We start from the raw sequence: 12,248 nt of genomic DNA, 5'->3' as shown, positions 1-12,248 counted from the left end.
GGGGTCCCCTGCTAACGCCTGGTGCATAGCAGGGGACCCCTCCTTACATCACGACCGGGCTGCGGCGTTCCAGGAGGACGACGTCGCGCCAGCGGCCGTGGTGCCGGCCCACCCGTTCCCGGGTGCCGACGACGCGGAAGCCGGCCCGCCGGTGCAGCGCCAGACTGGCGACGTTCTCCGGGAAGACGCCGGACTGGATGGTCCAGACACCGGCCGCCTCGGTCGAGGCGATCAACCCGTCCAGCAGCAGCCCGGCCACGCCACGACCCTGGGCTGCCGGATCCACGTAGACGGAGTGCTCCACCACCCCGGCGTACACCGCCCGGGTCGAGGTCGGCGACACCGCGATCCAGCCGAGCAGCGCGCCGTCGGCGTCCACCGCGACCAGCCGGTGCGCCGGCAGCCGACCGGCGTCGAAGGCGGCCCAGGTCGGCGCGACGGTCTCGAAACTGGCCTGCCCGCCGTCCAACCCGGCCTGATAGATCGCCAACACCCGCTCGGCGTCCCCACCCCGCATCACCCGAAGCACCACGTCACCCATCGAGCCCTCTCCCATCGTGGCGGTGTGGCTGCCCGACACGCCGACCCGGCAACAGCCACACCGCCACGATGAAGCCCGCACCGCCACATCACACGCGCGCCACGATGAGACGCGCGCCACGGTGTCAGCGGTCGGCCAGGAAGCTCTCCACCGCCTCCGCCGCGTGCCGTACCCCGCCGTTCGCCCGCACCTCGGACCGGAGCGTGTCCAGCCGTCGCCGCAGCTCCGGGTCGTCGGCGACCGCGTCGACGGCCGTCCGCAGGGTCTGCGCGGTGACCTCGTCCGCCGGCAGCAGCCGGCCGACCCCGGCCGCCACCAGCCGGTCGGCGTTGGCGAACTGGTCCACCGCCTGTGGGATCGCCACCGTGGGTACGCCGCACCAGAGCGCCTCGGTGCAGCCGCCCATCCCGGCGTGGGTGACGAACGCCGAGGCGTGCCCCAGCACCATCACCTGCGGCACCCGGCGGTGCACCTCGACGTTGGCCGGCAGTGGACCCAGCTCGGCCGGGTCCACCTTGTCGCCGACCGCGAGCACCACGTGCCAGCGGAAGTCGGCGAACCCGCTCAGGCACGCGCGGTAGACCGGCATCTGGTCGTTGTACGCGGTGCCGAAGGAGACCAGCAGCACCGGCAGTCCGTCGGCCGGTGGCGTCCAGCCCGGTTCGTCGAGCCGGGCGGGGTCGAGGCACGGGCCGACGAACCGTACGCGCTGGCGCGACACCCGGTCGGCGTGCGGCTGCATCGCCTCGGGGATCAGGGCGAGGACGTGCGGCGGACGGCTCAGGAACACGTGCCCGTCCTGGTGGACGCCGTTCTCGGCAAGCCACCGGTCCAGCGTGGCGTAGTAGTCGCGCCCGGACTCCGAGGCACGCAGGGCGGTGAAGAACTCCGCCATGTCCTCGTCGTAGCCGTCCCAGGCGACCATCGCGGGCGACAGTTGCACGGCCGGTACGCCGTACCTGGTGCCGAGCAGCGGTCCCGCCAGCCCGCCGATGTCGTACAGCACGAGGTCCGGCCGGTCCTCGTCGTAGCGGGCGGTCAGCCGGGGCAGCACCGCCACGGCCTCGTCGAGGAAGATCCGCATCGCCGCACCCGGGTCCTCCGGCCAGGCCGTGTCGCCCAGCGGCAGGATCGTCGGGTGGGCGAGCGGCTCCGCACCGGTCGACGCGACCAGGTCGGTCAACGGTGCGCCGATCGCGTACGTGACGCGGTGGCCCCGGTCCACGAGTTCGCGGATCAGGGCCAGCGAGGGATAGACGTGACTCGGCGCGGTGCTGCCGATCATGGCGATGTGGCGAGCGGACATGACGACGATTCTGACGACTACCCGGCCAGATGCCCGCCGATTTTCGTGTACCCCCGCAGCAGGTCGCGGGCGATGATCAGCCGCTGCATCTCGTCGGTGCCCTCGAAGATGCGATAGAGCCGCACCTGCCGGTACCAGCGTTCGATCGGCAGCTCCCGGGTGTAGCCCATGCCGCCGTGGATCTGGAGCACCCGGTCCACCACCCGGTTGACCATGCCGGCGCCGTAGAGCTTCGCCATCGAGGAGGCGTGTCGCGGGTCCAGGCCCGCGTCGACCGTCCAGGCGGCACGCAGGATCAGCCACCGGGCCGCCTCCAGCTCGGTCTCCGAGTCGGCGATCATCCACTGGATGGCCTGGTTGGTGCCGATCTTCTTGCCGAAGGTCTCGCGCGTGTTGGCATGCTCGATCGCCATCCGCAGCGCCCGTTCGGCGATGCCGACGGCGTGCGAGGGGATGGTGTACCGCCCCTTGCCGATCCACTCCATGCCGAGGGCGAAGCCCTGGCCGATCTCGCCGAGGATGTTGCGGTGCGGCACGCGTACGTCGTCGAAGACCAGCGACGCCGGCCCGCCCTCGCCCATCGTCGGGATGAACTCCGACCGCCAGCCCATCGCCCGGTCCACCAGGAACGCGGTCGCCCCGCCGTTGCGGGCGCCCCGCTCGGGATCGGTGACGGCGATGACGATGGCGAAGTCGGCCTCGTTGCCGCCGGTGATGAAGGTCTTCTCGCCGTTGAGGATCCAGTCGTCACCGTCGCGGCGGGCGCTGAACCGGATGTTGGCCGCGTCCGAGCCGGCGCCCGGTTCGGTGATGGCGAAGCAGGAGAGCCGCTCCCCCTCGATGGTGGGCAGCAGGAACTCCTTCTGCTGCTCGTCGGTGGCGTGGAAGAGGATGTTGTCGGCCTCGCCGCCGAACCGGAACGGCACGAACGTACGGCCGATCTCGGTCCAGATCAGCGACTGGACGACGGCGGGCAGTTCCATGCCGCCGTACCGCTGCGGGGTGGCCAGGCCCCAGAAGCCGAAGGCACGCGCCTTGAGCTGCAACTCGCGCAGCTCGGCGCGTTCCAGGCCGGGCTGGTGGGCCCGTTCCCGGCGCAGCAACTCCTGTTCCAGCGGCATGACCTCGCGGGCGATGAAGTCGCGGGCGGTGTCGCGGATGGCCCGTTCCTCGTCGGACAGTCCGAAGTCCATGTGCTCACCCGTCCTTTCGGTTGGGCTGGTGACGTCTCCGCGTTTAAACTAGCGCTGCAAGTTTTCGGCTGTCCAGACCTGCAGTGTGGCAGAGTTCCGCCACAGAGCACCCACCCGAGGAGGAAGCCCATGCCCCGGCCACGACAGGCGCTGCTCAGCCGGGAGCGGATCGTCGAGGCCGCCGTGGCGCTGATCGACGCCGACGGGCTGGCCGGGTTCTCCACCCGCCGGCTCGCCGCCGAACTCGGCGTCCGGGGACCGTCGCTCTACAACCACTTCGCCACGAAGGACGCGATCCTCGACGCGGTGGCGGACAGCATCACCGGCCGGGTGGACGTGTCGTACTTCGGTGCGGTCGACTGGCGGGTGGCGCTGCGCCGGTGGGGACACACCTATCGGGCGGCCCTGGCCGCCCACCCGAACATCGTGCCGCACCTGGCGCAGGGTCCCGGGCGGCGACCGGCGGCGCTGGCGATGGCCGACGCCGTCTACGGCGGGCTCGTCACGGCGGGCTGGCCACCGGCGCGGGCCACCCACATCGGCGCGCTGATGCGCTACTTCGTGACCGGCTCGGCGCTCGGCTCGTTCGCCCGGGGCTTCGTCGAGGACCCGAGCGTCTACGCCGACCAGTACCCGCACCTGAGCCAGGCGCACCGGCTCGCCGAGCACCAGCAACAGGTCGACGAGGGCGCCTTCACGCTCGGCCTGGACGCCCTGATCGAGGGCTTGTCCCACAGCTACGAACGCGCCGTCGGCCCGCTGCCACCCCTCCCGTCGACCGACGAGGCGTACTAGGGTCAAAACTTCCACTGCTAGGCGAGGTGAGGGCCGCATGGATCTCGCACGGACGGACTTCTACCTGGACGGGCGCTGGGTGCCCCCGAGCGGCGCGGAGTCGTTGGAGGTGCACGACCCGACGACCGAGGAGATCGTCGCGACCGTCCCGGCCGGCACCGCCGAGGACGTGGACCGGGCGGTGGCCGCCGCCCGCGCGGCTTTCGGGAGCTGGTCCGCGACCGACCCGGCGGACCGGGCCGCCCACCTCGACCGACTGCACGCCGAGCTGACCGCGCGCGCCTACGACATCGCCCGCACCGTCGTGCGGGAGCTCGGCACTCCGCTCAAGGTCGCCACCCGGGTGCAGACCGGCCTGCCGCTGACCGTGCTGCGCAGCTACGTCGACCTGGCCGCCCGGCCGCCGGCACCGGAGACGGTCGGCAACTCACTGGTGGTCCGCGAGCCGGTGGGTGTGGTCGGCGCGATCACCCCGTGGAACTACCCGCTGCACCAGATCGTGGCCAAACTCGCGCCGGCGCTGGCCGCCGGGTGCACGGTGGTGCTGAAGCCGAGCGAGCTGACGCCGCTGACGGCGTACCTCCTCTTCGACGCCGTGCACGCGGCGGGCCTGCCGCCGGGCGTGGTCAACCTGGTCACCGGCACCGGTCCGGTGGTGGGCGAGGCCATCGCCGCCCACCCCGACGTGGACCTGGTCTCCTTCACCGGCTCCACCGCCACCGGTCGACGCGTCGCGCACCTCGCCGCCGACCGGATCGCCCGGGTCGCACTGGAACTCGGCGGCAAGTCGGCCAACGTGATCCTGGACGACGCCGACCTGACCACTGCGGTCAAGGTCGGTGTCGGCAACGCCTTCCTCAACTCGGGGCAGACCTGCACCGCGTGGACCCGGATGCTGGTGCAGCGGGCCCGCTACGACGAGGCCCTCGACCTGGTGGCCAAGGCCGCCGAGGGCTACCAGGTCGGCGACCCCCTCGAACCGGCCACCCGGCTCGGTCCGCTGGTCTCGGCGCAGCAGCGGGACCGGGTCCGCGCGCACGTCGCCCGGGGCCTGGCCGACGGCGGCCGGCTGGTCGTCGGTGGGCCCGACGCCCCGGTGCCGGACCGGGGCTTCTTCGTCGCCCCGACGGTGATCGCCGACGTCGACCCGGACAGCGCCCTCGCGCAGGAGGAGGTCTTCGGGCCGGTGCTGGCGGTGATCCCGGTCGACGACGACGACCACGCCGTGGCGGTCGCCAACAACTCCCGCTACGGTCTGGCCGGCGCGGTCTGGTCCGCCGACGAGGAACGGGCGCTGCGGGTGGCCCGGCGGCTGCGGACCGGTGCCGTCGACATCAACGGGGCGCCGTTCAACCCGAGGGCCCCGTTCGGCGGCTACAAGCAGTCCGGTCTCGGCCGCGAGCTGGGCAGCCACGGGCTGGCGGAGTTCTGCGAGATCAAGGCGATCCAGCGGTGAGAGGTCTGGTGGCCAGGGCCGCCGACGCACCGCTGCGGGTGGAGCCGGTCGAGCTGCCGGAGACCGGCCCCGGCCAGGTACGCGTCCGCATCCGGGCCTCCGGTGTGTGCCACTCCGACCTGTCCATGGCGGACGGCACCCTGACCGCGCCGTACCCGCTGCTGCTCGGACACGAGGCGGCCGGCGTGGTGGCGGAGGTCGGTGACGGCGTGGACCGGGTGGCCCCCGGCGACCACGTGGTGCTCAACTGGGCGCCGGCCTGCCGGTCCTGCTGGTTCTGCCGGCGCGACGAGCCCTGGCTGTGCCGGCGCAACGGGGCACCGGCCGTGGCGCGCGGACACACCCTGGACGGTCGGCCGCTGCACGTCACGCTCGGGCTGGGCGCGCTCGCCGAGCAGGTGCTGGTGCCGCAGGAGGCCGCCGTGGCAGTGCCGTCCGCGCTGCCGTTCCCGGCCGCCGCGCTGCTCGGCTGTGCGGTGCTCACCGGGGTCGGCGCGGTGCGGCGTACCACGCGGGTGGCGGCCGGCGACTCGGTCGCGGTGATCGGTCTCGGCGGGGTCGGCCTGTCGGCGGTGGCCGCCGCGCATGCGGCCGGTGCGGCTGTGGTGATCGGGGTGGACGTCGCCCCCGCCAAGGCCGAGTTGGCCGCCGCCGCGGGCGCCACCGACTTCCTGCTCGCGGACGACTCGCTGGTCCGCGCGGTGCGGGGACTGACCGGCGGCCGGGGCGTCGACCACGCGGTGGAGTGCGTCGGGCGGTCCGCCACGATCCGCAGCGCCTGGCAGAGCACCCGCCGGGGTGGCCAGGTCGTCGTGGTGGGGATGGGCGGCAAGGACGACATCGTCGGCCTGAGCGCGTTGGACATCTTCCACTCCGCGCGGACGCTGCGTTCCTCGGTCTACGGCTCCTCGGACCCCGACCGGGACGTGCCCGAGCTGGCGCGGGCGGTGCTCGACGGCACGCTCGACCTGAGCTACCTGGTCACCGACCGGGCCACCCTCGACGAGGCGCCGGCGGCGTTCGCCCGGATGGCGCGGGGCGAGGGCGCCCGGACGGTGGTCGAGTTCGACTGAGCGCCTCCGGGCCGGTGGACGACGACGGTCCGTGATGACATCCCTCGAAGGAGTGCCACCACGGACCGGTCGGGCGCGTCGGGTCAGCCGGCCTGGGCCGGGCTGCTCTGCGCGGTGTTGTAGAGGCTGTCACCCTGGTAGCGGGCGGTCACCGGCTCGGTCAGCGGGCCGCTGACGTTGCCCTTGAACTCGGCGACGCCGTTGCGCACGGTCGCCGAACCGAGGCGCTTGTCGCCGGCGTAGAAGTCGACCTTGCCGGAGGGCTTACGGTCGCTGGTGGTCACCGAGGCCACCTCGGCGGTGGCGATGACGCGGTACCGGTGCGAGTTGCCGGCCCGGATCGACTCGACGTCCAGGTCGACGGTGGTGCTCCGGAACGCGACGGTCCGCAGGTAGTCGTTGAGCATCTGCCGCCACACGTCCCAGACGTGCACACCGTCGATGTTGAACTCGGTCACCTCGACACCGGCCGCACGCCAGTTCTCGGTGCGGGCGACCGAGTCGGGCGCGATGTTGATCAGCCAGTCCTGCAGGCCGGTACCGACGTGGATGCCGCCGGGCACGGCCTTCATCCGCGCCACCTGCTCCGCGGAGGGGTTCACCGCACCGCCGGCCGCACCCCACGCGCCGTGGTAGCCGACCAGGTCGGTGTTGTCGTACAGCAGCGTGATGGCACGGGCACCACCGGCGGAGAGACCCCCGAAGGCGCGGTCCTGGGCCTGGGTGGAGACGTGGTAGTTCTTCTCCACGAACGGGATGACGTTGTTCCGCAGCTCGTCGACGTAGCCCTGGTTGCCGTCGGGCAGGCCGTTGAAGTCGGTCGAGACGATCACCATCGGCAGCGCCTTACGGTCCCGGATCGCGTTCTCCAGGATCTCGTGGGCCACGCCCTCCATGGTCCAGTCGGTGGCGTTGCCGCCGCCGCCGTGGCTGAGGTAGAGCGTCGGGTACGGGGTGGCGCGCGTGGCGTCGTAGCCGTGCGGCAGGTAGACGACCACGTCGTGCTTGCCCGCCGGGTCGGTGGACAGCGGCGAGTCGTACCAGCGCTGCTCCAGCTTGCCCGCCTTCTTCCGGTCGACCGGCGCCTGGTAGCTGTTGTCGTAGGTGGGGAAGCGCTTGCTGCTCGGCACGTAGACCCGGCTGAGCAGCGCACCCGGCGCGGTCGCGTGCGGCGTGACCTCCAGCGGGTTGGCCGGGTCCGGGTGCAGGGTGCAGCCGCTGGCCGTCGGGCTGTCACAGTCGTGGGTGAACGCGTACCGGAAGGTGCCGGAGGGCAGCGGCGTGGTGAACGTCCACACCCCGTCGCGTCCCTGCTGCATCGGCAGCGGACGCCATGGGTCGGCGAGGATGTCGCCGGGCTGCCACTGCGCGCCGGTGCGGGCGTCACCGCAGCCCACGCAGGTCACGCTCGCGGGCTGGGAGAACCACCACTCGCCGTAGATCTGGACCGACTGCACACCGGCGGGGGCCCGGTAGCGGAAGGTGACCGAGTGGCCGGTGGGTGCCTGGTTGGTCTGCACGACCTTCGGTCCGAGGGCGGCGGCCGGGGCAGCGGACGCTGCGGGAGCCGCGAGGGCTCCGGAGGCGACCGTCAGGCCGGCGACGGCCGAGACGGCCAACGCGCGGCGGAGCCGGCGGGTCGGCGCGGGGTGAGGATGAGCAACGGGCATGTGTGCGTTTCCCTTCATCGGCTGGTCGACCGGTTCGTCCCGGGGATGCCGTACGGGCGACCAGTGGTGGCGTGTCGACGAGTCGGTTCTCCCCTGGTGTTCGTGGCCGGTCCGTGACGGTCCGGAGTGGACCGACGGGGACCGGACGGCGGCCAGGGCGCTCCGATCCCGGTGCGGTGCGGGGTCGCACCGGGCCCGTCGTGCGGCGCCACCTGCTGATTAACGTGATCGTCACACAAAGGTGATATCTTTGTAAACACATTGGTGACACCTTTCGCCGCCATTCCGCGCCGAACCGGACGGCCAGCGGTGCCCGGCGCGCTAGTCTCTCCGGAAGCGAGTGATCGGGGATCCTTGATGGGTGAGGCGACACGCGACGCGGCGCGGCCCGCAGCGCCCGTGCTGCACGACGCCGTGCTCGACGCGCTCGGGCTGGAGATCACCAGCGGTCGGCACGTCGCCGGAGAGGCGCTCACCCTGGAGCAGTTGCAGCACCGCTTCGGCGTCTCGCGCACCGTGATGCGGGAGGCGATGCGGATCCTGGAGTCGTTGCACCTGGTGGCCTCGCGCCGCCGGGTCGGCCTGGTGGTCCAGCCGATGCACCGGTGGCGGGTGCTCGATCCACGCGTGATCCGCTGGCGGCTCGAAGGTCCCGGCCGCGCCGCGCAGCTACGGACGCTCACCGAGCTGCGGGTGGCGGTCGAACCACTCGCCGCTGCCGGGGCCGCCCGGCACGCCACCGCCGAGGAGCGACAGCGACTCCGCGCGCTGGCCGCCCAGATGCGTCAGCTCGGCGAGGCCGGGGAGCTCGACGCGTTCCTCGCCGCCGACGTCGAGTTCCACGCACTGCTGCTCCAGGCCTGCCTCAACGAGATGTTCACCGCGCTGACCGGGGTGATCGCCGAGGTGCTCGCCGGCCGGACCGAGCACGGGCTGATGCCCAAGTGCCCGCGACCGGTCGCCCTGGACCTGCACGAGCAGGTCGCCAACACGGTCGCCGCCGAGGACGCCCGGGGCGCCGAGACCGCCATGCGGGCACTCGTCGAGGAGGTACGCGACGCGATCGGCACCGCCGACGCGGACCGCCCCGACTTTCACTGAGTGAGAACGCGGCTCCCGGCCGAGGGGGTACGCCCGGGACCATCCGACTGACCGTCGTACGTCGACAGGAGGCCCGGATGACGTTCGCACGTGACCAGTGGTACGTGGCCGCGTTCAGCAACGAGGTCGGGCGGGACCTGCTCGCCCGTACCGTGCTGGGCGAGCCGCTCGTGTTCTACCGCACCGAGTCCGGCGCGGCGGTGGCGCTCGCCGACCGGTGTGTGCACCGGCGGTACCCGCTGTCGGAGAGCCGCCTCGACGGGGACACCGTGGTCTGCGGATACCACGGCTTCACCTACGATCCGAGCGGCGCCTGCGTCTTCGTACCCGGGCAGCAGCGCATCCCCCGGACGGCGCGGGTGGCCGCGTACCCGGTGGTGGAGCAGGACACCCTGGTCTGGGTCTGGATCGGCGACCGGGACCGGGCCGACGCCTCCACCATCCCCCGGGCACCCTGGCTCGGGGACCCCCGCTACACGACGGTGCGTGGCATGGCGCCGCTGGACGCCCGGTACAGCCTGCTGGTGGACAACCTGATGGACCTGTCCCACGAGACGTACCTGCACGGCGGCTACATCGGTACGCCCGAGGTGGCGAACACGCCGATCACCACCGAGGTGGACGAGGACCGGGGCGTCGTCTACGTCAGCCGGCACATGGACGACGCGGAGTGCCCACCGTTCTATGCCCGCTCGACCGGCATCCAGGGCCGGATCACCCGCTGGCAGGACATCGAGTACCACCCGCCCTGCCTGTACGTGTTGCACAGCCGGATCGCCCCGCAGGGCGTCTACCCGCCGGCCGAGGGCGACGACGACCAGGCGTTCCACGCCGAGATCGTGTACGCCATCACCCCGTCGACCGCGCACACCACGTACGACTTCTGGGCGGTGGCGCGGGACTTCGCCGTCGACGACGAGTCGGTCAGCGAGTACCTCTACCAGAGCAACCACACCGTGGTCATGCAGGACGTCACCGCCCTGAACATCCTGGAGCGGGTGATCGCCTCCGAGCCGGAGCGCTACCAGGAACTGAGCATCAACATCGACACCGGCGGGCTGGCCGCCCGACGGCTGCTCGCCCGGATGGTCGAGTCGTCCACGGTGGAGGCGCCCCGGTGACCGCGCCGGCCGGCGGGCTCACCGGCGACCGGGTCTATCGGATCCACTGGCTGCCGGGCACCGACACGCTGCGCGGCATCTGCCACTGCGGTGCCGAGCGGATCGCCGAGGAGCCGGTGCAGTTGTGGGAGTGGCTGCTCGCCCATCCCCGGGACCACCGGCCACCGGCGGCACCCGCACCGGCACCGACGCAGCGGGTGGTGGTGCCGGCATGACCGCGACGGAGACGACGCTGGTGGTCGCCGGCCGGGAGGCGGTGGCCACCGGCGTGGTGGTGCTGACCCTGCGCCGCCCGGATGGTGGCGAGGTGCCGGGCTGGACCCCGGGCGCGCACGTCGACCTGGACCTGGGCCCCGGGCTGGTGCGCCAGTACTCGCTCTGCGGCGACCCGGCCGACCGCACCGCGCTCCAGGTGGCGGTGCACCTGGCGCCGCAGGGGCGTGGCGGTTCCCGGCACGTGCACGAACGCCTGCCGCCCGGCGCGACGGTGCGGGTGGTCGGGCCGCGCAACGCCTTCCGGCTGGTCGAGGCCGACCGGTACCTCTTCGTCGCCGGGGGCATCGGCATCACGCCGATCCGGCCGATGGTCGCCGCCGCCGACGCCGCCGGTGCCGACTGGCGACTGGTGTACGGCGGACGCAGCCGCAGCTCCATGGCCTTCGCCGCCGATCTGCGGCAGGCGTACGGCGAGCGGGTGCGCCTCTGTCCGCAGGACGAGACGGGCCTGCTCGACCTGGACACGCTGATCGGTGACCCGGCCGACGCGGTCGTCTACTGCTGCGGGCCGGAGGGGCTGATCGACGCCGTGCAGCAGCGCTGCCGGACGTGGCCACCCGGTCGGCTGCACGTCGAGCGGTTCGCCCCGGCGGCCGGGGCCGGCACGGGCGAACACGCCGTGGAGGTCGACCTCGCGCTCTCCGGCCGGACGGTGCACGTACCACCGGGCACCTCGATCCTGGCGGCGCTGGAGCAGGCCGGTACGCAGGTGCTCTCCTCCTGCCGCGAGGGCACCTGCGGCACCTGCGAGACCACCGTGCTCGACGGCACGCCGGAGCACCGCGACAGCCTGCTCACCGAGGCGGAACGGGCTGCCGGGGACACCATGCTGATCTGCGTGTCCCGGGCGCGTACCCGGCGGCTCGTGCTGGAGCTGTGACCGGTCGGCGGGGATGATGGCGGGGTGCAGGCACGGCCCGGACGCTCGGTCACCAGCAAGGTGCTGGCGCTGCTCGACGCGTTCAGCCCCGGCGAACCGGCGCTGACCCTGAGCGAGCTGGCCCGGCGGGCCGAGCTGCCGCTGCCCACCGCGTACCGCCGGGTCGCCGAACTCGTGGCCTGGGGCGCGCTGGAACGCGGTGACGACGCGCGCTACCGGGTCGGCCTGCGCCTGTGGGAGGTCGGTTCGCTGGCGCCGCGCGGGCTGGGGCTGCGCGAGCTGGCGCTGCCGGTGCTGGAGGACCTGTACGAGGTGACCCACGAGAACGTCCAGCTCGCCGTCCGGCAGGACCTCGAACTCGTCTTCATCGAGCGGATCGCCGGACGGCACGCGGTGCCGGTGCTCACCCGGGTCGGCGGTCGCTTCGCGCTGCACGCCACCGGTGTGGGGCTGGTGCTGCTGGCGCACGCACCGGCGCAGGTGCAGGAGCGGGTCCTCGCCGCGCCGTTGGAGCGGTACACCGAGCTGACCGTCACCGATCCGGTGCGGTTGCGCCGCCAGCTCGCCGAGGTGCGCCGCGCCGGGTACGCGATCAGCGACCGGCAGGTCACCATGGACGCCCTCTCCGTCGCCGCGCCGATCGCCGGGCCGGACGGGGTGGTGGCGGCGATCTCGCTGGTGGTGGCGTACGACCGGGCCGATCCGCTGGCGCTGGCGCCGCTGGTGCAGGCGGCCGGTCGGGTGGTCTCCCGGTCGCTGGGTCGCCCGTCCGCGTCGACCCGGCCGGCGCCGTTACCCCGACGCCCCCGTGGGCAGTAGTTTGTCCGGATGCGTGT

The 12,248-nt window shown here is 72.8% G+C and carries 12 protein-coding genes; 8 read left to right on the top strand and 4 right to left on the bottom strand.

Going from position 1 to position 12,248, the window contains the following annotated elements:
* Positions 1-43 precede the first annotated feature (43 nt).
* From ACFYTT_RS04300 to ACFYTT_RS04290, 3 genes are all read right to left on the bottom strand, one after another.
* Entirely contained in the window at positions 44-541 is a 498-nt protein-coding gene (locus tag ACFYTT_RS04300) for a GNAT family N-acetyltransferase (protein WP_387257692.1), read from the bottom strand.
* A gap of 124 nt (positions 542-665) precedes the next feature.
* Positions 666-1,847: a macrolide family glycosyltransferase gene (locus ACFYTT_RS04295; protein ID WP_387257691.1), complete on the bottom strand. Its 1,182-nt coding sequence runs from the start codon at positions 1,845-1,847 to the stop codon at positions 666-668.
* Positions 1,848-1,864: 17 nt separating this feature from the next.
* The gene (locus ACFYTT_RS04290) at positions 1,865-3,040 is read right to left on the bottom strand and encodes an acyl-CoA dehydrogenase family protein (RefSeq protein WP_131052771.1); all 1,176 of its coding nucleotides are present in this window, start codon (positions 3,038-3,040) and stop codon (positions 1,865-1,867) included.
* A 129-nt stretch (positions 3,041-3,169) separates the two neighbouring features.
* Here ACFYTT_RS04290 and ACFYTT_RS04285 point away from each other — a divergent pair, with 129 nt between their 5' ends.
* The 3 genes from ACFYTT_RS04285 to ACFYTT_RS04275 are packed head-to-tail and all read left to right on the top strand — an operon-like array spanning position 3,170 to position 6,364.
* Positions 3,170-3,835, top strand: a complete 666-nt coding sequence (locus tag ACFYTT_RS04285; protein ID WP_131052770.1) for a TetR/AcrR family transcriptional regulator — start codon at positions 3,170-3,172, stop codon at positions 3,833-3,835.
* Between the two features lie 37 nt (positions 3,836-3,872).
* Positions 3,873-5,291 (top strand): aldehyde dehydrogenase family protein, encoded by a 1,419-nt coding sequence (locus ACFYTT_RS04280; protein WP_387257689.1) that lies wholly within the window; start codon positions 3,873-3,875, stop codon positions 5,289-5,291.
* Positions 5,288-6,364, top strand: coding sequence for a zinc-binding dehydrogenase (locus ACFYTT_RS04275; RefSeq protein WP_387257688.1), 1,077 nt, complete (start codon positions 5,288-5,290; stop codon positions 6,362-6,364). The genes ACFYTT_RS04280 and ACFYTT_RS04275 overlap by 4 nt, the downstream gene beginning before the upstream one ends.
* 83 nt (positions 6,365-6,447) lie before the next feature.
* On the opposite strand, the gene ACFYTT_RS04270 is transcribed toward ACFYTT_RS04275, so the two are convergent.
* Positions 6,448-8,034 (bottom strand): alpha/beta hydrolase-fold protein, encoded by a 1,587-nt coding sequence (locus tag ACFYTT_RS04270; RefSeq protein ID WP_387257686.1) that lies wholly within the window; start codon positions 8,032-8,034, stop codon positions 6,448-6,450.
* A 357-nt stretch (positions 8,035-8,391) separates the two neighbouring features.
* Here ACFYTT_RS04270 and ACFYTT_RS04265 point away from each other — a divergent pair, with 357 nt between their 5' ends.
* The 5 genes from ACFYTT_RS04265 (at position 8,392) to ACFYTT_RS04245 (ending at position 12,231) form a co-directional block, all read left to right on the top strand.
* Positions 8,392-9,135 (top strand): FadR/GntR family transcriptional regulator, encoded by a 744-nt coding sequence (locus ACFYTT_RS04265; RefSeq protein WP_131052766.1) that lies wholly within the window; start codon positions 8,392-8,394, stop codon positions 9,133-9,135.
* Positions 9,136-9,212: 77 nt separating this feature from the next.
* Entirely contained in the window at positions 9,213-10,256 is a 1,044-nt protein-coding gene (locus ACFYTT_RS04260; protein ID WP_387257684.1) for a Rieske 2Fe-2S domain-containing protein, read from the top strand.
* Positions 10,253-10,471: a hypothetical protein gene (locus ACFYTT_RS04255; protein WP_131052764.1), complete on the top strand. Its 219-nt coding sequence runs from the start codon at positions 10,253-10,255 to the stop codon at positions 10,469-10,471. The genes ACFYTT_RS04260 and ACFYTT_RS04255 overlap by 4 nt, the downstream gene beginning before the upstream one ends.
* The gene (locus tag ACFYTT_RS04250) at positions 10,468-11,412 is read left to right on the top strand and encodes a PDR/VanB family oxidoreductase (protein ID WP_131052763.1); all 945 of its coding nucleotides are present in this window, start codon (positions 10,468-10,470) and stop codon (positions 11,410-11,412) included. Before ACFYTT_RS04255 ends, ACFYTT_RS04250 begins: the two co-directional genes overlap by 4 nt.
* 24 nt (positions 11,413-11,436) lie before the next feature.
* The gene (locus ACFYTT_RS04245; protein ID WP_176094036.1) at positions 11,437-12,231 is read left to right on the top strand and encodes an IclR family transcriptional regulator; all 795 of its coding nucleotides are present in this window, start codon (positions 11,437-11,439) and stop codon (positions 12,229-12,231) included.
* Positions 12,232-12,248: the final 17 nt, after the last annotated feature.

It is taken from the genome of Micromonospora sp. NPDC003816, assembly GCF_042874705.1.
Taxonomy (GTDB): Bacteria; Actinomycetota; Actinomycetes; order Mycobacteriales; family Micromonosporaceae; genus Micromonospora.
The sequence above is the reverse complement of the archived record's forward strand: the minus strand, read 5'-3'. Positions and strand labels throughout refer to the sequence as shown.